The sequence below is a fragment of the Marinomonas ostreistagni genome (assembly GCF_016888445.1).
In the GTDB taxonomy this organism is placed as follows: domain Bacteria; phylum Pseudomonadota; class Gammaproteobacteria; order Pseudomonadales; family Marinomonadaceae; genus Marinomonas; species Marinomonas ostreistagni.
Genome location: NZ_JAFEKF010000001.1, coordinates 899,939 through 919,767, shown reverse-complemented (window position 1 = coordinate 919,767; position 19,829 = coordinate 899,939). Strand labels below are relative to the sequence as shown.

At 45.0% G+C, this 19,829-nt stretch carries 21 protein-coding genes; 11 read left to right on the top strand and 10 right to left on the bottom strand.

The features are described 5' to 3' along the window. Positions 1 to 91: 91 nt before the first annotated feature. From tal to JQX58_RS04440, 3 genes are all read right to left on the bottom strand, one after another. Positions 92 to 1,042 carry a transaldolase gene (gene tal, locus JQX58_RS04450; protein ID WP_204145593.1) on the bottom strand — a complete coding sequence of 317 codons (951 nt, stop codon included), beginning with the start codon at positions 1,040 to 1,042 and terminating at the stop codon, positions 92 to 94. Then, positions 1,032 to 2,072 carry a tRNA dihydrouridine(20/20a) synthase DusA gene (dusA, locus tag JQX58_RS04445; protein ID WP_204145592.1) on the bottom strand — a complete coding sequence of 347 codons (1,041 nt, stop codon included), beginning with the start codon at positions 2,070 to 2,072 and terminating at the stop codon, positions 1,032 to 1,034. The genes tal and dusA overlap by 11 nt, the downstream gene beginning before the upstream one ends. 588 nt (positions 2,073 to 2,660) lie before the next feature. Further along, entirely contained in the window at positions 2,661 to 3,392 is a 732-nt protein-coding gene (locus JQX58_RS04440; RefSeq protein WP_204145591.1) for a serine protease family protein, read from the bottom strand. A 140-nt stretch (positions 3,393 to 3,532) separates the two neighbouring features. Here JQX58_RS04440 and JQX58_RS15590 point away from each other — a divergent pair, with 140 nt between their 5' ends. Beyond that, positions 3,533 to 3,901: a tyrosine-type recombinase/integrase gene (locus JQX58_RS15590; protein WP_204145827.1), complete on the top strand. Its 369-nt coding sequence runs from the start codon at positions 3,533 to 3,535 to the stop codon at positions 3,899 to 3,901. Here JQX58_RS15590 and JQX58_RS04430 read toward each other — a convergent pair. The 4 genes from JQX58_RS04430 to JQX58_RS04415 are packed head-to-tail and all read right to left on the bottom strand — an operon-like array spanning position 3,885 to position 6,619. After that, positions 3,885 to 4,643 carry an abortive infection family protein gene (locus JQX58_RS04430; RefSeq protein ID WP_204145590.1) on the bottom strand — a complete coding sequence of 253 codons (759 nt, stop codon included), beginning with the start codon at positions 4,641 to 4,643 and terminating at the stop codon, positions 3,885 to 3,887. The two genes, JQX58_RS15590 and JQX58_RS04430, sit on opposite strands and share 17 nt — an antisense overlap. A 30-nt stretch (positions 4,644 to 4,673) precedes the next feature. Beyond that, positions 4,674 to 5,189 carry an ATP-binding protein gene (locus JQX58_RS04425; protein WP_204145589.1) on the bottom strand — a complete coding sequence of 172 codons (516 nt, stop codon included), beginning with the start codon at positions 5,187 to 5,189 and terminating at the stop codon, positions 4,674 to 4,676. Position 5,190: 1 nt separating this feature from the next. After that, the gene (locus JQX58_RS04420; protein WP_204145588.1) at positions 5,191 to 5,589 is read right to left on the bottom strand and encodes an ASCH domain-containing protein; all 399 of its coding nucleotides are present in this window, start codon (positions 5,587 to 5,589) and stop codon (positions 5,191 to 5,193) included. Continuing rightward, entirely contained in the window at positions 5,567 to 6,619 is a 1,053-nt protein-coding gene (locus JQX58_RS04415; protein ID WP_204145587.1) for a hypothetical protein, read from the bottom strand. The genes JQX58_RS04420 and JQX58_RS04415 overlap by 23 nt, the downstream gene beginning before the upstream one ends. A gap of 398 nt (positions 6,620 to 7,017) precedes the next feature. Here JQX58_RS04415 and JQX58_RS15585 point away from each other — a divergent pair, with 398 nt between their 5' ends. The 6 genes from JQX58_RS15585 (at position 7,018) to JQX58_RS04385 (ending at position 11,080) form a co-directional block, all read left to right on the top strand. Continuing rightward, the gene (locus tag JQX58_RS15585; RefSeq protein WP_420827034.1) at positions 7,018 to 7,227 is read left to right on the top strand and encodes an antA/AntB antirepressor family protein; all 210 of its coding nucleotides are present in this window, start codon (positions 7,018 to 7,020) and stop codon (positions 7,225 to 7,227) included. Between the two features lie 218 nt (positions 7,228 to 7,445). Further along, the gene (locus tag JQX58_RS04405; protein ID WP_204145585.1) at positions 7,446 to 7,967 is read left to right on the top strand and encodes a hypothetical protein; all 522 of its coding nucleotides are present in this window, start codon (positions 7,446 to 7,448) and stop codon (positions 7,965 to 7,967) included. Positions 7,968 to 8,269: 302 nt separating this feature from the next. Next, positions 8,270 to 9,097 carry an AraC family transcriptional regulator gene (locus JQX58_RS04400; RefSeq protein WP_204145584.1) on the top strand — a complete coding sequence of 276 codons (828 nt, stop codon included), beginning with the start codon at positions 8,270 to 8,272 and terminating at the stop codon, positions 9,095 to 9,097. Positions 9,098 to 9,148: 51 nt separating this feature from the next. Beyond that, a complete protein-coding gene (locus JQX58_RS04395) occupies positions 9,149 to 9,748 on the top strand; it encodes a LysE family translocator (protein WP_204145583.1) in 600 nt (199 codons plus the stop codon). Positions 9,749 to 10,030: 282 nt separating this feature from the next. Then, positions 10,031 to 10,552, top strand: coding sequence for a hypothetical protein (locus tag JQX58_RS04390; protein ID WP_204145582.1), 522 nt, complete (start codon positions 10,031 to 10,033; stop codon positions 10,550 to 10,552). Positions 10,553 to 10,597: 45 nt separating this feature from the next. Next, the gene (locus JQX58_RS04385; RefSeq protein WP_204145581.1) at positions 10,598 to 11,080 is read left to right on the top strand and encodes a nuclear transport factor 2 family protein; all 483 of its coding nucleotides are present in this window, start codon (positions 10,598 to 10,600) and stop codon (positions 11,078 to 11,080) included. Between the two features lie 144 nt (positions 11,081 to 11,224). Here the strand turns inward: JQX58_RS04385 and gcvP are convergent, their stop codons facing one another. From gcvP to glyA, 3 genes are all read right to left on the bottom strand, one after another. After that, entirely contained in the window at positions 11,225 to 14,083 is a 2,859-nt protein-coding gene (gene gcvP / locus JQX58_RS04380) for an aminomethyl-transferring glycine dehydrogenase (RefSeq protein WP_204145580.1), read from the bottom strand. An 80-nt stretch (positions 14,084 to 14,163) separates the two neighbouring features. Continuing rightward, entirely contained in the window at positions 14,164 to 14,547 is a 384-nt protein-coding gene (gene gcvH / locus JQX58_RS04375) for a glycine cleavage system protein GcvH (RefSeq protein ID WP_204145579.1), read from the bottom strand. 51 nt (positions 14,548 to 14,598) lie between these two features. Further along, positions 14,599 to 15,876, bottom strand: coding sequence for a serine hydroxymethyltransferase (gene glyA / locus JQX58_RS04370; protein WP_204145578.1), 1,278 nt, complete (start codon positions 15,874 to 15,876; stop codon positions 14,599 to 14,601). A gap of 389 nt (positions 15,877 to 16,265) precedes the next feature. Between glyA and gcvT the strand changes: the two genes are divergently transcribed. From gcvT to JQX58_RS04350, 4 genes are read left to right on the top strand one after another with little or no spacing between them, the layout of a single operon-like run. After that, on the top strand, positions 16,266 to 17,360 hold the full coding sequence (gene gcvT / locus JQX58_RS04365; RefSeq protein WP_204145577.1) for a glycine cleavage system aminomethyltransferase GcvT: 1,095 nt from the start codon (positions 16,266 to 16,268) through the stop codon (positions 17,358 to 17,360). 57 nt (positions 17,361 to 17,417) lie between these two features. Beyond that, positions 17,418 to 17,960, top strand: a complete 543-nt coding sequence (locus tag JQX58_RS04360; protein WP_338040667.1) for an elongation factor P hydroxylase — start codon at positions 17,418 to 17,420, stop codon at positions 17,958 to 17,960. Next, positions 17,941 to 19,068: a 4-phosphoerythronate dehydrogenase gene (locus tag JQX58_RS04355; protein WP_204145576.1), complete on the top strand. Its 1,128-nt coding sequence runs from the start codon at positions 17,941 to 17,943 to the stop codon at positions 19,066 to 19,068. Before JQX58_RS04360 ends, JQX58_RS04355 begins: the two co-directional genes overlap by 20 nt. A gap of 8 nt (positions 19,069 to 19,076) precedes the next feature. Continuing rightward, complete coding sequence (locus JQX58_RS04350; RefSeq protein WP_204145575.1) at positions 19,077 to 19,799, top strand: flagellar brake protein; 723 nt, start codon at positions 19,077 to 19,079, stop codon at positions 19,797 to 19,799. Positions 19,800 to 19,829 lie beyond the last annotated feature (30 nt).

Here is a 19,829-nt window from a genome sequence, read left to right as displayed (position 1 = left end):
TTGCGGAAATCTTGCCAACTGATGCAAATAAGAAGGCTTTAAACGAAAAACGCGGCCGAAGCCGCGTTTTTTAAGAGATAAAACAGCGAAATTATAGTTTCGCTTCGATCAGGTCTTCAAGCTTGCGCTGGTCCACAGCGAAGTTACGAATGCCTTCAGCTAGTTTCTCAGTTGCCATCGCGTCTTCGTTTAGCGCCCAGCGGAACGCTTGCTCAGTCACTGGCTCGCCCGCTGGAGTGATGTTATCCGTAGGCGTTAGTTTACGCTCTAGCTTGCTTTCGTCTTTCTTCAGCTCTTCTAGTAGAGCAGGGCTGATAGTTAGACGGTCACAGCCAGCTAATTGCTCGATCTCACCGATGTTACGGAAGCTTGCGCCCATAACGATGGTTTTGTAGCCGTGCTGCTTGTAGTAGTTGTAGATCTCAGTCACAGACACAACACCTGGATCGGTCTCTGCTGTGTACTCTTCGCCAGTCGATTTTTTGTACCAATCAAGGATACGGCCTACGAATGGTGAAATCAGAAATACACCCGCTTCTGCACACGCTTGCGCCTGAGTGAAAGAGAACAACAGAGTAAGGTTACAGTTGATGCCTTCTTTCTCTAGCTCTTCTGCGGCTTTGATGCCTTCCCAAGTCGATGCGGCTTTGATCAGTACGCGATCTTTAGAAATGCCTGCGTCTTCGTATAGGCTGATCAAACGGCGAGCTTTTTCGATCGTTGCGTCTTTATCGTAAGAAAGGCGTGCGTCAACTTCTGTTGATACGCGGCCTGGTACGTATTTAAGAATTTCGGTACCAATGATCACAGCAAGCTTATCGTTGGCATCGACGATTTGTTGTGCTTTGTCGTCGCTTTGTTCTTTGGCCCACGCCACGGCTTGGTCGATAAATGGCGCGTATTCAGGAATCTGAGCAGCTTTAAGCATCAAAGATGGGTTAGTCGTTGCATCTTCTGGCAAGTAGTCTTTGATCGCAGTGATATCACCGGTGTCGGCAACAATGGTTGTGAACTCTTTTAATTGAGATAACTTATTGCTCATTGCTCTTATCCTTTGCTTTGTCTAGCTGTTGTTTTACCAATTCGATGGCGTCGATTAACACCTCTATCTTAGCGTCACTTCGATGACCATTTTCTGAAAGGTAGCGTCTAAATTGTTTGCCGCCTGGTAGACCTTGGAAAATACCAAGCAAATGACGGGTCATGTGCATCAAGCGTTCCCCTTGCGCTAGCTGGCGTTCAGCGTAAGGGATAAAGCGCTCCAGCGCTTCAAAACGATCATTGACCAGTGCTGGCTGGCCAAACACGGCGCTGTCGATCTCGCTCATCACCCAAGGGTTGTGGTACGCCTCACGGCCCATCATTACGCCATCGACATGGCGCAAATGTTCCTGTGTCTCTGCTAATGTTTTTACGCCACCATTGATGATGATTTCAAGGTCTGGGAAATCTTTCTTCAATTGGTACACATAATCGTACTTAAGCGGCGGAATCTCGCGGTTTTCTTTCGGGCTTAGGCCCTGCAAGATGGCATTACGGGCGTGCACGATGAACGTCTCGGTACCGGCATCAGCCACGGCACCGACAAAGTCACGCACCACCGAATACTCTTGTTGATCATCCAAGCCGATACGATGCTTCAGTGTCACCGGTAAACTGGTGGCATCTTGCATCGCCTTCATCGCCGCGATCACTTTATCTGGATGTGCCATCAAAATCGCACCGATCAGACTATTTTGCACGCGATCACTCGGACAGCCTGCATTAAGGTTCACCTCATCGTAGCCGTATTGCTCGGCCATCTTGGCACAGCGAGCCAGCTCTGATGCATCAGAACCACCTAACTGCAGCGCAATCGGATGCTCACATTCATCGTACTGCAAAAAGCGATCAGGGTTATCTCCGTGCAACAAAGCACCTGTCGTAACCATCTCAGTATAGAGAAGCGTATGCTGAGTAATGCAGCGCGCAAACACGCGATAATCGCGCGTCGTCCAATCCATCATCGGGGCAACGGAGAAACGTCTATCGACGCTTTTGTGTGTCTGAATCGAGCTATCTTGTGATGACATTATATCGTTTAAATTTAAGTACTTGAGAAGGCCGCTTTAAGGGTAAAGCAACAGCGAAGGCCCTAACTTACTGCAAATTGACGCAGAGTCAATCGCTTAACAAAGCTTCTGATGCTGCTGAAATTTTATTACCAAATAAATCGCGCTTCTGAAAAATAATGGCTTCATTATGTCATAAAATTACAGGCTTGCTAACTAGTGGTTGGCATTTAAAAAGGAATACTGGTAAGCATTTACATAGTAAGCATACGAGCTTATCGGAATACTCTCCAAACGAGGGTGCTTTATCTTCTCAACCAAGAGCGATAAGCCACTCGCCAAAAGCACCATCGACCGCTTGTACCAAGCCCTTGGTGGTTAGATCGGGATCAAATTCACCAGCCACGACATCCGCAAACTCGCCCGTGACTGCTGGCAGGATATGGGCATCGACTGGGTCATAGGGGAAATGTTACTCAACTACGAACGTGACGGGCTGGATAAGCGCTACATGCACGCCCACTCCAGAGAGCAGATAAAGCGGGAGCTGGGAGAGTGGAGGGTTTTTACCGACAGTAGCTGCAACTGGTAAGGTAGTTTTAGATACTTTTAAGCGCTTTTATGTAAAAATTCTTTGATAATATATGAATTAACAATTAAGTATTCATCTGTCATATCATTGTAGCCAATAATGGTGCCGGCAAACCTTATATTATTGTTTTTATCCAAAGCATATACAGGTGAGCCACTCATGCCGTTTGCGTTAATTTTTTTATTAGGACTTGTTAATTCAGGGTGGATTGGGGTTTCCATTTTAATGTAAGTGCAGTGCTCTAAACTCCCCTTCCTGACATGAGTCATTTTGTTTGTTCTGTATCCAGAATATTTTATTTTTCCAGAATCGTAGTCAATTGAATAATTAGGGTTGATGTAAGGGTAGCCTCTAATAATTACATCATTGATGTCTTCTGTAGACAGATCGATGCATAAATATGGGTTCGTAAGATCCAAACAAGGGAGTTTTAATGCAATTCGGGATTCATCCTCACTAATCCTTAGCGCAATCAAATCAGCATATTTCTGCGAATCAGGTGCGTTGATAGTTGAAGATTGATCATATCCAAAGAACTCATCACTTGTTTCGTGCTTTGCGTAAAGTAAGTCAAGTGGAGATAGTTCACAATTAACAGAACAGTGTTTTGCTGTGACGATATAGGTTCGTCCATGACTGCGAATAGCAAAGCATGTCCCCGCAAATATATAGGGGTAATATTCTTTATATTCACCGCTAGATTCGTAAAGTCCTGGTTGTGTAGTTGAGATTAGTTTTTCGATATTCATGTTAGTCCTCTTTTTTATAGTTACTACATTATTTATGCAGATTGATCCAACTTTAAGGACGTCAAGTGTGTAGATAATGAGGTTTTTTAGGAGAAGACAAGCATGAGGGTTAATTCGCCGCATCACCTTTAGAGCGGTACATCCCCGCCAGCAACACCAAGAATGGCAACGAACATCGCTTCCCCATTACACAGCAAGCCTACGACCTGATCCAAGTCTTACCGAAACGAGGGCGCTTTATCTTCTCAACCAAAGGAGACAAACCGCTAGCCAAACGCACAATCGAACGCTGCTACCAAGCCCTCAGCGATCAGATCGGGATCAAATTCACCAGCCACGATATCCGCAAACTCGCCCGCGACTGCAGGCAAGACATGGGTATCGACTGGGTAATAGGGGAAATGCTACTTAACCACGAGCGGGATGGACTGGATAAGCGCTACATGCACGCCCACTCCAGAGAGCAGATGAAGGGGGCGTTGGAGGAGTGGGTTATTTTTCTTGGATAATAGAATCGATATATGAAGTAATGGAGCGAGCAATGTTAATTGCAAAAAGAGCATCGCTTTTGTTCAGAAGTTTTTCATTTGGGTGGGATAAGCTATTATGATTTCTTAGGTAATTGATGCTATCTAAAACATTATTAAGTGCGCGTAACATCGTAACAATTTTTTCATTTCTATCTGTTTCAAATGATTGGAATGTTTTTAAGTGGTTTGATATTTTGGGAAGTAGAGCAGTCATGCCATCTGATGATGAAAATTGAATTTTTTCATTTTCACAAGTTTTCTTTAAAAACCCATGAAGTGCTGTGTGCATTCTATCGTAAGCGTTTTCAGGTTTATTGTTGTTGATTAATAATTGAGCATCATCTAAGGCCTGATAAATCGTTTCGCTTGTAATTTTTGTTGGTTGGCTTAATACTACTTTTCCAGATATTGTCGATATTTTCGACATTATAGTATTGTATTCTGTATTATAATTTTTCTTCAGGAGTGAAGAGGTTTTTTCAAAACTAATTATTTTTTTAATATTATTTATGTCAGAGTTCAATATGTGTTTAACGGCATCTATGCATCCTTGTTTTAAGGATGGGTTTCTCCAATGTATGTCTCTTTGAAATTGAGTATTTTGCTCATAATAATCATCACAGTCTGTAATCATCATTAATTCTGACCAGTCACCAGTTTCCAGAGAGTCCATTAGTACTTTTGCTATTGCAATTATTTCAATTTTTTCAATCTCTATCATTATTATTCTCGTAATAAATATATCAATAATTTATAGAAAGTCAGTAATTGGTGGCGAGTCTTTCATTAGGATTCCATTTCTATAGTGTATTAATGGAATGTTTAACTTTGAGCTTATTCTAATGGCCATTTCTAGCTCTGCATCGTGAAGCTGTTGCAGTAGTTTTATATCAAATGTAGTACCGTCTCTTTCTTGTAATCTGTTGTGGATAGTATTTATATCGCAAGTGAGAACGGCAATGGCGGATAGATTTAAGGACTCAAATACACTATCATCGAGCTTTAAAACAGAATTACTATTGTCAATCAGGCAGAAATGACCATCTAATAATAGTTTCTCATCTGGGATTCGATTTAATGCTTCAATTAGAATTAGCTGATTCCTTTCAGCCTTATCAATAGTTTTCGATGTCTCTATGTAATCAGAGTTTTCTTTTATAAGGGTGCTACATGAATAGTGCTTAATCGCCATGTCTTCCTGTATTTTTTGGCAAAAGGTCGTTTTTCCAACTCCATGTATGCCTGCAATAAACACTATTTTTTTCATATTATGCTATCTCTAGAAAAATATCGTCATGTAAGTAACTGAACGATTGAGGAGCACTTACCTTTTTTGCTAGCTGGCTAAGTTTTATTGGAGTGTCATACCTAACAACATCAGCTATCTCAATAGCGTAGGCCTTGTGTCTCCCAAAAAAGTATGAATCAAAAAAGCTTTTTTTAATTCCTGATCTTTTTTTGGTTTGCTTCCATATTAATTCGGGTGAGTTATTGTGAATTTTCTCTATAGAAAACTCTCCAACGATTTTTCCTTCAGGCATTGTTGAATAAATAACAATCTTTTTGATGTCATTTCTCTTAAATATGGCCTTTCTGTATTCAAATTTTTTTTCACCAGAAAAAATTCTTTCGACAAACTCTGGTTTAATTGATAATAAAACGTTCATTTACATTACCTAGTTGTAACATATCGATAAACTGAGAATCGCTTATTTCTAGAAGGTTGATCCTAGTGTCTTGTATGCATCCTGCTTCAATCAACTGGCCTCTAGTGACTCTCTTCTTTAGAGCTGTATTATACGTGAATTTTATAATGTGCGGGTATTTTTTTGAATTATAGAAATAAACTAGTTCATCATGTGTAAAAACTGAGTATGCTGATGTGTATTTTAAGAAATCATTGAGAGTAGGGAAGTCATAGACAGATCTAACTTCCTCAACTACGCATAATGATGTTATAACAGACCGATACCAAGCTTGACCAGGGCGATCACTGGTACGGTAAATGATTAAGCTATCCCCTCTTCTTAGGTTTTCAACTCCATACGCCGCACACAAATATATTTTATGGATGCTGTTTGTGTATGAAACATCTCGAATTATATCGTGTGTTTCATTGTTTAAAATTGAGTCTGGCAGCATCCTAGTGTGATAGTTCGGGTAAATGGAAAGTAAATACTTTCTTGAGTTATAGTTAACCATAGGATAGTTTTCTAACATGTCTGGCTTAGTATTATACATGTCTTTTGTTAAAACATTCTCTATTCCATTGGGCGTGTTTTTTGAACCGTGGATAATAAATCCGTATCTTTGAAATAAGGTCATTAAATAATCGTGTTTTGAAAATACGGTGACGTATATGTTGTCTGCATTAAATTCAAATGCGAGATCGAACATTTTTTTAATAAACCGCTCACCACGTCTTGTTCCTGCAGACTCGAATTTGAACGTACCTATCTTCAAATGCCTACCATTTGGTAGAGGAGGAGAGACGTCGTTGACTCCCCCATCCTCTATTTTCAGGTACATAAAGCCTTCTATATGTTGGTTGGTATCGTATAGAACATAAGCGGCATCTTGAGCATTGGCTTTTCTATTAAACCAGTCAGAGAACTCGATATAATCTGCTTTTAGGCTGTCAAAGAATGGATCGTTTAAGTTGATGTTTGAGAAATGCTGATATACTAGATTTTCCATGGTAATCCCTTTCTAAAGAAGGGGTCGATAGTCATCAAAATACCCTCCTTGGTTATTTGAAATTAGATACATCTTATCTTATGCGACCTGTCACACTTTGTCAGCTCCGATGTTGACGGTTTTTTTTACCTTTTGCGACTTACGGCAAGCAGTTGACCAACGATGCTTCGTGATCTACCTTTCCGTGCACTGGCAAAATCCAGTGCCGGGATTGAGCCCCTGTTTTCAACAGTGGCTTAAAGCACGTACAGCGTGTTTTTTTGTGGCCAAAATCTGCCTATATGAAGTGTCATTGTTTGGGCTGCCTTGTGCTGGACGTACCTACGGTCGATAGTCTCAACCTGAAAATTTGACCAGCCACCTTAATTGAGATTGAGACCTTGGTCTGGGTGGTCATTATGACTCGAAGGATGCCAATGATGGCTATGGAACTTATCACTCTTCATATTTGCGTCTTAAATGAATGCAGTGCCGAAACTGTCAACGCACGCGATTTACACGAGTTCTTAGAAATAGGACGAGACTTCGCAACATGGCTTAAAGCTCGAATTTCCCAATATGATTTTTTCGAAGGCGAAGATGAACAAATGTACTTTTGTACAATCTAAATTGCATCGGGTGCTAGAAATCCTAAAGCGCGTGGAGGGATTTGGTTGTGGACTACACGTGAGGTGATGCGAAAGCTTTCTCACTCACATTTTCTTAATGAAATTCTAAACTGCCTTGATCCATCGGTCTGTGGGAGTGAGGCGTGATGCCGTGATTTCATTGACAAGTTTTGTATGGTGTTTGGGTGGGTGTGTCTCGTATCAGCTGGAGAATTAATTTGGATATATCAGATTGGACAGGCATCGCTAATGTAGTAACAGCTGTCTGTAGTGTTGGCATTGCTTCTTACGCCGTAAAAATATCTAAAAATCAATCAATTGCAAATAGGGAGCATAACGAGCTATCGATAAGGCCACTGTTAACTTATTCTACAGACTACAATTTTAAGACAGGCCATTTTAAGTTATTCATAAAAAACTCTGGTTTGGGCCCCGCTATTATTACCGACTTTGTAGCATATCGGGATAAGCATATAGTTATTATTAATGATCCTGCCATGCGTTACGGAGCGGCTCATGTGGGTTTAGAATTGGGGACAGATTATTTGGCTATTGAGCAAGTTAAAGCAGGTCATGTAATAGCTGCTAATGATACGGTTACGATGCTTGAACTTACGTCTGATAAGAAAGGTGACCCCAATATTTTTTCAGAAGTTCTTGATGAGCTGAATAGAGTAGGCTTCAGAATAGAGTATCAGGATGCGTACAATAACCAAATGAAGCCACTTAGGCCTAGGTAGTGTTCTGATTAAACGAAAGCTATTAACCACCTTCGGGTGGTTTTTTGTGCCTGTACGTAACGAATCCATCAAAAAAAATTGTGAATTGCCGCCACTATACCGCCATTGAGCTGTTAAGGTGTGCTGTTGTAGCTCAATGCCAACGCTTCCATAGTTATAAATTGTCGCTTTCATAAGAAGAGAACGACATTAACCCTATAGGAAAAACTGCCTTCCCTGATAAGCAATTTTGTCCAATCCTGTGCCTTTGTCTCGCGCTATACTGTCATCCTATTAGAGTGTTTGTGAGTGTGGGGTTGGCTATGTCTGAAGACAATCAATTTACGTTTATCCATCGTGCGGGGTTTGAGCAGGTGATGCTGCTGCGTGCGTCGATGACGGATTTTGCCTATGGCACCCATGCTCATGAAGAATACTCTATCGGTGTGACGTTGTCGGGGCGGCAGGATTTTTATACGCAAGGCGCGTTTCATAAAAGCTATCCAGGCCAAATCATGGTGTTTAACCCAGGCGATGCTCATGATGGTGAGTCTGGTGCGGATACGACGCTGACGTACAGTATGCTCTATGTGCATCCCGAGCAGTTACGGCCGGCGCTGGAAGCTTTGCAGGTCAGTCAGCCTGAGCAATTTCGTATTCAAGATGTGGTGTTTTCGGATGCTGGCATTCAGCAGCAGATTCTGCGTTTGGCGCAGTTAATCGAGCTGGATGGGGCGACGGGAAGTGAATACGACAGCTTGTTGTTTGAGCTGACAGAGCAATTGGTAAAACATCAGTCTAATCAGCCGCTGTTACCTGAAACACGCCGTCAAAAACATCTAGAGCGGGTCAAAGAGTATCTGCAAGATCACTATCAAGACGAGGTCTCGTTAGATCTCCTATGCCAAGTGGCGTGTATGTCGAAGTATCACTTCTTGCGCAGCTTTAAAGCCTACACCGGGATGACACCGCATCAATATTGGCTAAACGTGCGTATCCACCGTGGCCAACAAGCACTCCGAGCGGGCGTGCCCGTATTGGATGTGGTCAATCAATTAGGCTTCAATGATTTAAGCCATTTTAATCGCCGCTTTAAACCTGTGTTTGGCATGACGCCAAGGCAATATCAGCGGTTACTGCTCGCCCGTTAACTTTCTCCTTTGCTATTTTACAATCCGATTGCTGCCATTGGAGGCCGCCCCATGCTTGAAATATTCCTATTTGCTCTGGCGATGATGTACAGTCCAGGGCCAGTTAACATGCTCAGTCTCTTTGCTGGAATCAGTCATTACGGCTGGCGGGTGTTGCGTTTTTGTGCCGGTGTTGGGGTGGCAATGGCGCTGTTATTTGTGATCACAGGTTATCTTGGTAGCTCGTTGATGACGCCAACGTTGCAGGGTGTGGCGGCGCTGCTTGGCAGTGCGTATATCGCGTATTTGGCGGTAAAAATCTTTATGGCCAGTTTTATGGTGCGTGCGGTCAGTAGCGAACAGCGCAACCTTTCGTTTGTGTCAGGCTTTTTTATGCAGCTGACCAACCCTAAAGCCATGGTGGCGGTGCTACCGATCGTCACCGTGCAATTTCCCAATGCAGATATTCATGGGCTAGGAATTCTAGTCATGTCGATGGTGTTGGGTGTCATGGCGGGTGGAGCGCCGACCAGTTACTTTCTAGCTGGGCACAAACTGAAACACGCGGTACTTAATCCCAAGGTGATGAGTATGATTCAACGATTGATGGCGGTATTGTTGTTGGCAGTAGCTGGGCAGTTTGTGTTTGAGGCGCTGAGACTATTAGGGTGATGCGGTATCGAGTGGATGAAAGACAGTATTTCGTTTCTTAAACTGCTTTAGCCGAGGCTTTGTGAGTACAATGCTGAAAACCGCAAAAAGAGACGGCAATCGTTTTCTGTAGTAACTATTTCTCTATATTCAGCAGCGTGATGATTACGACCTTGTAAAATCAAACTGTGCCTCTTCACATCAGCATAAGATTTGTGTGACAGGGCTTAGGTTTCATTCAAATTTATAGAATTCTCAAATGGTATTAGTTATCATTACCATCCTTTAATTCAAGGATGCGTTATGAAACCAGCCAAATGGCAGTTCGAGAGTAGCGGGCTCTCAATCAGTGCAAGTCGAACGATAAAATTAAGCTCTTTTAAAGAGATCTACGTTATTGAAATCAATGGCGAGGTGGTTAAAGAGTTATCCCTTCGAGCCATTAGAGCTAGCACTCGAATAGCAGTGTCTTATCAAGGTTCAGAATTTGAGTTTCGATTTGCAAGTAAAGACAGGGGTCTTAAGTTAGGCTTACAAGTATTGCGCGATGGCCAATACCTCTGTGGCGATTTGAACCTACAGATGCCCAACTTTGAGAAAGCAAAACAACAAATAGATAAAGGTATTATTTTATTTATTATTAAGCACGGCATTTTAAAACTCGGTATCCCATTTGCCTCTTTGATGCTGTTCTTGAACTGGCCTGAATGCCCAAAGCTTATGAAAGAGGGTGTCTCCTTCGTGATTATGATGGTTTCATTTGGTGTCTTTACAGGACTTGGAGAATGGTGGGAAAAGAAGTCACAGCTTAAAATGCATCGTTAGAGCTTTGCTTGTACAATGATCTTCAAACTGCAAATGGAGATTGTTATGAAGCGAACTTTAAAAGTATTGCTGGCCATTGGTGCTTTAACTCTACCAATGGCATACGCACAAATGCCCGTCACCCCAGCGCCTGACCAACAAGTGCTACTCGTAAGCGAAAGCCCACAACTCGAAACAAACAAAAAGCTGGTCTACGACTTCTGGCGCGAAGTATTCGAGGGCGGCCACCTAGATAAAGCCGATCAATACCTCACCGAAAGCTACATCCAACATAACCCTAACGTACCAACTGGCCGCGCCGCGTTTGTCGAATTCTTTGGTCAATTTAGTGAGCCAAAGCCAATCAAAGACGAAATCATAGCGCCGTTGGTATCGATTGTCGCTGAACGCGATATGGTGATTTTGAGTTTTGCCCGTGAGCATGAAGATCCAAATGATGCGAGCAAGACTTACACCACGACATGGTTTGATATGTTCCGCATTGAAGATGGCAAGATAGCTGAGCATTGGGATCCAGCGCTTAAATAGGATCTGGTTGCTTGAAGGTTGCAAGATTTAATCGCGATGTGCGAAATGATCCTTTTCCCTCGCAAAGGGAGGTCCTACAAAGTGATAGAAACGAAAAAGGCGAATCCGAGGATTCGCCTTTTTAATGTCTTAACTAATCTGTGATTAGTCTTGGTAGCTTTCCACCGGTAGACATTCACAGAACAAGTTACGGTCGCCGTAGACGTTGTCGATACGGCCTACTGGTGGCCAGTATTTGCGCGCTGCAATCCATGGTAGTGGGTAAGCCGCTTCTTCACGAGTGTAAGCGTGTGACCAGTCAGCCGCCATCAAAGAAGCCGCTGTGTGTGGTGCGTTCACTAGTGGGTTGTCTTCTAGTGGCCATTCACCGGCTTGCACTTTAGCAATCTCTTTACGGATCTGGATCATGGCACCACAGAAGCGCTCAAGCTCTTCTAGGCTCTCTGATTCCGTTGGTTCGATCATCAGTGTGCCCGCAACAGGGAACGACATAGTTGGCGCGTGGAAACCAAAGTCCATCAAACGCTTGGCGATGTCTTCCTCTGAAATACCTGCTTCAGCTTTCAGTGGGCGAATGTCGATAATACATTCGTGTGCCACAGTGCCATTTGAGCCTGTGTAAAGTACTGGGTAGTGCTCTTGTAGGCGGTTAGCAATGTAGTTGGCATTTAGGATCGCGTGGTAAGTCGCATCACGCAGACCGCGGTCGCCCATCATCTTGATGTACATCCAAGTGATCACAAGGATGCTCGCAGAGCCGTAAGGCGCTGCAGAGACGGCACCGTGTTGGGTTTCGTTCTGTACCACTGGCGACACAGAGTGACCTGGTAGGAAAGGTGCCAAGTGTGATTTCACACCGATTGGACCCATACCTGGACCGCCACCACCGTGTGGGATACAGAAGGTTTTGTGTAGGTTCAAGTGGGATACGTCGCCGCCGAAGCTGCCTGGAGGCGCTACGCCAAGTAGGGCGTTTAGGTTGGCACCGTCGATGTACACTTGGCCGCCGTGGTTGTGAACGATGTCACAAACTCCACGGATTTGTTCTTCAAACACGCCGTGTGTCGATGGGTATGTCACCATGATACAGCTTAGGTTGTCAGCATGCTTCTCAGCTTTTTCACGTAGGTCTGCGACGTCGATGTTGCCGTTTTCATCGCATTTAACGAGGACGACTTTCATGCCCGCCAGTGCTGCAGAGGCAGGGTTGGTGCCGTGTGCTGAGCTTGGGATCAAACATACGTCACGCTGATCATCACCACGTGATTTGTGGTATTTGTCGATCGCGATTAGACCCGCGTATTCGCCTTGCGCACCTGAGTTTGGTTGCAGCGAAACGGTGTCGTAGCCAGTCGCTTTTGACAGCATCTCGATCAGGTCATTCAGTAGAGTTTGGTAGCCAGTCACTTGTGCTTTTGGCGCAAATGGGTGGATGCGACCAAATTCTTCCCAAGTCACAGGGATCATTTCTGACGCTGAGTTTAGCTTCATGGTACAAGAGCCAAGCGGAATCATGCTTTGGTTAAGCGCGATGTCTTTGACTTCTAGCTGGCGCATGTAACGCATTAATTCTGTTTCGCTGTGGTGCGAGTTGAAAACAGGGTGCGTCAAGATGTCGTCGCTACGTAGCATGCCAGCATCGATACCAAAGCTTAGTTCGCTGTCTAATAGCTCTTCTTTAAGCTGTACACCGAAGCTGTCTGCTAGGTTGTAAAGATCTTCGATAGTGCTGGTTTCGCTGAACGATAGAGACAGTTCAGTGCTGCTCATGTGGTACAGGTTGATGTTTTTCTCTGCTGCACTTTTGAAGATCGCTTCGGTTTTATCCAGTGTTTTAACGACCAGCGTGTCGAAGTGAGAGCTGTTGACCGTGAAATGGCCTTTTAGTGACTCAGCAAAAATGTGCGTGAAGCCTGCTACGCGAGACGCGATTTGTTTTAGGCCTTTAGGACCGTGGTAAACCGCGTAGAAGCCCGCCATCATTGCTAGCAGTGCTTGAGCTGTACAGATGTTAGACGTCGCTTTTTCACGACGGATGTGCTGCTCACGGGTTTGCATGGCCATACGCAGTGCTGGCTTGTCATGGCTGTCTTTAGAGACACCGATAACACGGCCAGGCATAGAGCGTTTGAACTTGTCTTTGGTCGCTAGGAAGGCTGCGTGTGGACCACCAAAGCCCATTGGTACGCCGAAGCGTTGTGCGCTACCTACCACAATGTCAGCGCCCATCTCTGCAGGTGCTTTCAAAAGTACCAGTGATAATAGGTCAACGGCTGTGGTGACCAGTGCGCCTTGTTCGTGTGCAGTGGCGATGAAGTCAGTAAGGTCCGTCACGATGCCGTCAATACCTGGGTATTGTACGATAGCACCAAATACGTCGTAGTTGCTTAGGTTTTCCAGGCTGTCGACTACTACTTCGAACTCAAGCAGTTCGGCACGTGTTTTCACAACGTCGATGGTTTGTGGCAAGACGTTGTCTGCTACGAAGACAGTGTTTACTTTCTTTTTGCTTGAGCGTTGCATCAGCGTCATCGCTTCTGCAGCAGCCGTCGCTTCATCCAGTAGGGAAGCGTTAGAGATTTCCATGCCAGTCAAATCAATGATCACTTGTTGGAAGTTCAACAACGCTTCCAAACGACCTTGTGAGATTTCTGGTTGGTAAGGTGTGTACGCAGTGTACCAGCCTGGGTTTTCTAGTAGATTACGAACGATTGGTGTGGGCACCAATGTGTCGTGGTAACCCATACCAATGTAGCTGCGCGCGACATTGTTGCGTCCTGCAATTTCTTTTAGCTGCGCAAGGGCATCGTTTTCACGTACCGGCTGTTTTGACATGTCAAGATTGGCCAAGCGGATCGCGCTCGGGACAGTCTTTTCGATAAGTTGATCCAATGAGTCGAAGCCAATGGTGTTTAGCATCGATTGCTGTTCATTTGCATCGGGGCCGATGTGGCGTGCAATGAATTCGTCTGTGCCTAGCAAATCGCGGATGCACGAAGTCATGTATTGTCACCTATAAAAGAAATTGCATGAGAAAATGGGGGAAATAAAAACACCCCTCAGGGAGGGGTGTTGGGTATCGATTACTCGATAGAGCTAGCGTACGCGTCAGCGTCAAGTAGCTTTTCTAATTCACTAGGATCGCTTAGCTTGATTTTTGCAATCCATGCATCGTCGAAAGGTGATTCGTTAACAAGTTCTGGAGAATCTTCCAACGCTTCGTTTACTTCGATGATCTCGCCAGATACTGGGGCGTAGATATCAGAAGCAGCCTTAACAGACTCAACAAGTGAGAACTGCTCTGCGGCAGTTGTTTGCGCGCCCACTTCAGGAAGCTCTAGGTAAACAACGTCACCTAGTAGTTCTTGTGCGTGGTCAGAGATTCCAACAGTAACGGTACCGTCACCATTGTCCAAAACCCATTCGTGTGAGTCAGCGTATTTCAAGTTTGATGGAATGTTGCTCATGGCGATCTTTCCTGTTAAATAGCCCGAGGGATCACCTCGGGCGAGAGCGGATTAGCGGTATAGAGGGAAGCGTTTGCAAAGCTCTTGTACTTCAGATTTAACGCGAGCTTCTACTTCTGGGTTGCCTTCAGGCATTTCTACTAGACCGTCTAGTACGTCACTGATTAGGTGACCTACTTTGCGGAATTCCTCTTCACCGAAACCACGTGAAGTCGCTGCTGGAGTACCTAGACGGATACCAGAAGTGACCATTGGTTTTTCTGTGTCGAATGGAATGCCGTTTTTGTTACAAGTGATGCCAGCGCGCTCTAGAGCAGCGTCTGCAGCATTACCTTTTAGACCTTTTGGACGTAGGTCTACAAGCATTAGGTGAGTGTCAGTACCACCAGTTACGATGTCACAGCCACGCTCAACCATTACTTCTGCTAGCGCTTTAGCGTTAGCAACGACTTGTTGGATGTACTCTTTGAATTCTGGTTTAAGAGCTTCACCGAATGCAACCGCTTTACCAGCGATAACGTGCATTAGTGGGCCACCTTGGTAACCAGGGAATACAGCAGAGTTGATCTTCTTAGCGATGGCTTCATCGTTAGTTAGGATCATACCGCCACGTGGGCCACGTAGAGTTTTGTGAGTTGTAGTGGTTACAACGTGTGCGTGACCGAATGGAGATGGGTGGATACCCGTCGCAACTAGACCTGCGATGTGAGCCATGTCTACCATTAGGTATGCGCCAACTTTGTCAGCGATTTCGCGGAAACGTGCGAAGTCGATTTGACGTGGGATAGCAGAACCACCAGCGATGATTAGCTTAGGTTGGCACTCAACTGCTTTTGCTTCTAGTGCATCGTAATCGATCAATAGAGTTTCAGGGCTAACTTCGTACTGAACAGCGTTGAACCATTTGCCAGACTGAGCTGGAGCTGCACCGTGAGTCAAGTGACCGCCAGAAGACAGTGACATACCCATGATAGTGTCGCCTGGTTGTAGTAGCGCTAGGAATACAGCACCGTTTGCTTGCGCACCAGAGTGAGGCTGAACGTTTACGAATTCACAACCGAAAAGCTGCTTAGCGCGATCGATTGCTAGTTGCTCAGTTACGTCAACTGCTTCACAACCACCGTAGTAACGTTTCTCTGGGTAGCCTTCAGCGTACTTGTTAGTTAGTACAGAACCTTGAGCTTCGATAACTGCTTTAGAAACGATGTTTTCAGAAGCGATCAATTCGATACCAGTTTCTTGACGCTCTTGCTCTTCTACGATAGTAGCGTATAGCTCAGCATCACGATCTTTAAGCGCTTGGCTGAAAAAGGCTTCAGTGTTAGCCATTATTATAGTCCTCTTAAATTGAACATTTATGTCGTCGACATATAGAGACAACGTTCATTCTATCAGTAGTCTAGCGCGACAAGTTGAAAAAACGTCATCTCACCTTTTGTGCTAATCATCTGCATTGGTATGAGATTCTGGCATCATAAACAAAAAGTTTCCGATTGGAAACATGTGCGCAAGAACAAAAACTGAAGTTTAGCCAAAAATGTCGCGAATACAAATGTTGGCTACGCAGCTGGTGTTTCTTAGGCGTCTAAAGGATCACAAAAGTTTGCCAAAAAAGCCTTCATCAAATGGTCTATAGAGTTGCAATCGACCATATTAACGAAGATACTTTGTTTCCAATAGGAAACAGACCGTTCTGACGAAATCAATTAGAGGTGCCCATGAAACGTACTCCTTTGTATCAAGCGCATGTAGATGCTGACGCACGCATGGTAGAGTTTGCTGGTTATGAGATGCCAGTGCAATATCCAATGGGGGTGAAAAAGGAGCACCTGTGGACACGTGAGGCCGCTGGCCTATTTGATGTGTCGCATATGGGACAGGTTATTATCCGTGGCGCAAACGTCAAAAGCGAGCTAGAAGCTTTGTTGCCTGTAGACGTAAAAGGCCTAGGTTTAAATCAGCAACGCTACGGTGTTTTTACCACTACTAATGGCGGCATCTCTGACGATTTGATGTTTACCAATTGGGGTGAGCAAGAAGTTTATATGGTGGTGAACGCGGCGTGTAAAGAAGCCGATGTTGCACACATGAAAAACAATTTGCCTACTTGCGACGTCGAAGTAGTGGATCGTGCATTGGTGGCTCTACAAGGCCCTAAAGCGCGTGAGGCAGCTACTAAACTGATCCCTGAAGCAAAAGACTTATTGTTCATGCAATCGACAAAAGTCCAGTGGCAAGGTCATGAGCTTTGGGTGAGCTGTTCTGGTTACACAGGTGAAGACGGCTACGAAATTTCCGTGCCAAACGACGTTGCTGAAGCCTTCTGTAATGCTTTAACAGCATTGGAAGAAGTGGAGTGGATTGGTTTGGGAGCGCGTGACTCGTTGCGCCTTGAAGCAGGTCTATGTCTGTACGGTCATGATCTTGATCAGTCAACGACACCCGTAGAAGGTTCGATCACTTGGGCGATCCAAAAGGTTCGTCGTGCAGGCGGCGAGCGTGAAGGTAACTTCGTCGGTGCTGATGTGATCCTGGGTCAATTCGCCAATGGCGTATCACGTAAACGTGTTGGTTTCTTAGTTGAAGGCAAGGCACCGGTTCGCGAAGGTGTGGAAGTGGTTACTGAAGATGGTCAACTGGCAGGTAAAGTAACCAGCGGTGGTTTTGCACCGTCACTGGGCCAACCGATTGTTATGGCGTATGTGCAGACTGAGTTTTTAGAGCAGCCGCTTTTTGCGTCACTTCGTGGTAAGATGATTCCACTTACATCTGCTAAGATGCCGTTTTTCCCATCACGCTACTACCGCGGTTAATAGAGTGACCTGTTGCCCTGCGTTGTCTGCGTAGGGCAATTTGTATTGAGAGTTATTGTGAAAGCAACATTCTTAGAAAAGACGTTTTACGACGTCTTTTTTTCTGACTATAGCACCAAGCTTGTAGGGGGCTTTGAAGAGCCTTTTTACCAAGCTTGTGATGCCCAAGGCCAAGCGCAGATTCAATATCGATTTGATTATCCCTCCAGTGCTTTACATGAGGTGAGTCATTGGTGTGTAGCCGGTCCTGAGCGACGTCTACAGGACGATTTTGGCTATTGGTATGCCGAAGATGGCCGCAGCTTGGCGCAGCAGAAAGAATTCGAAAAGTTTGAAGTTCAGCCGCAAGCCTATGAGTGTATTTTTCATTGGGCTGCGGGGATGCGTTTTGATGTTAGCGTCGATAACTTGGCGCTACCTGATTATGACGCCTCACCGTTTCGAGAGGCGGTGATGGCGCGTGTTAAAGCGTTGCTCGATGAAGGTTTGCCAACGCGTGTAAACTGTTTTGCCTCAGCACTGTTTCAAGGGTGCTTTGATCGATTGCCAGAGCAATTGATTCCCTATCTAAGAGAATGTCATGAAAATTATCGCCGATGAGAATATGCCTAATGTCGCACCGTTATTTGGTGGGCTAGGCGAGGTTACATTAGTCAGCGGACGCGATCTTACGCGTGCACAGCTAGAGGGCGCTGATGTATTACTAGTGCGCTCAGTGACCAAGGTTAATGAGGCCTTATTGGAAGGGACGTCCATCAAGTATGTCGGCAGTGCTACGATCGGCACCGACCATGTCGATACGAATTATTTATTAGAAGCAGGTATTGGCTTTAACAGTGCACCGGGCTGTAATGCCGATGCGGTGGCCGATTATGTATTCAGCTCGCTGGCACATTTGTATCTGCATAAAGGTGTTGAGTGGCTTGGGCGCAAGATCGGTATCGTAGGCCAAGGAAATGTGGGTCGCTGTGTTGCGGCGCGCTTTGTGGCGCTAGGTTGTGAAGTATTAGCTTACGATCCTTTGGTTAACTCGACTATTGAGGGTGTGCATCTATCGGAGCTTGATGAGGTGCTGAAGTGTGACATTGTGAGTCTGCATGCACCCTTAACCCGTACCGGACTGTTTCCGTCTTACGACATGATCGACGCTGAGCGCGTGGCCAATTTAAAGGCAGGGCAAACCATTATCTCTGCTGGTCGCGGTGGCGTGATTAATGAGCCTGCTTTGATTGCCCAATACGAAGCACTTAATGGTGAGCTAAATCTTGTGCTGGATGTTTGGGATAATGAGCCGCACCCCAATATGGCGTTGGCGGCGCTTTGTGACATCGCAACCCCTCATATTGCGGGCTATAGCAAGCAAGGGCGAGAGAAGGGAACTTGGTTTATCTATCAGTCTTTGTGTCAGTTTTTTGATATTAGCGAAAAAAGTAGCTTTGCCGAAGCGGTCAGTGGCGGTAGTATTTGTGAAATTAAAATGAACGCTACGCTCACGCAAGCAGAAGTCATGTCTAGAGCTATGCATGCTATTTATGATGTCGCACGTGACAGTGCGCGCTTTATGGCGGTGATGCAAGACAAAACACCACGCACTTTTGATTGGTTAAGAAAGAATTATGTCGAGCGTGACGAGTTCAATACCTGCGTCGTTCATCACGATACCTTTTTGTATGAGCTAAATGCGATTGGGTTTGCCAAGCACGATTAGGAGTTCAAATGGCGGAAGTCACCCAAGTAAAACCTGACGATTTAGATGTGCCGCTGGGAACCAGTGTTAAATTGGAATTTATTTCGCCTCCAGGGCGACACACGGTAAAGGTGCTAGGGCGCATTCCAGGACGCTCTTTGATTGTATCTTGCCCACGCGTTAATGGTAGAAATATTATTGTACGCGATAACCAAGTGGTTAATGTGCGTCTTATGCTGGCCACTTCTGTGTGTGCCTTTTCGTCTAAAGTGGCCAAGAGCTATAACGAGCCTGCAGCACACTTGCATATTGCTTATCCTGAGTATGTTGATACATCCGAGGTGCGTCAATCGGTCCGAGTGGAAACGAAGGCGATCTGTACCCTTGAGCCGAGTGGTGAGCAGCCCATCTACGAGCAGTCTTCAGGTGTGCTGGTGGATCTAAGTACGGGCGGCTGTAAGATCATATCAAAAGAAGATTTTGGTTCGGTCAATCAGACTATGCGTATGGCGCTAAACCTTAAAGTGGGTGGTTTTCAGCATATTTTGCGTATGGATTGTGAGATTCGCTCACAAGAGATTCAAATGCTCGAGCAAGTTCAGTCGCAAATTGCGGATAATGCCTTCTTGTCTCGTATGGGGGTCGAGTATCTCTATGTATACGGCGTGAAATTTAACGATGTGACCAAAGAGCAAGGTATGCCTTTGCTGGCGTTTATCTTGGAAACCATTAACAACAAGCAGCAGCGCTAGCGGCATTGCTGAGAGATATAAAAAAGCCCC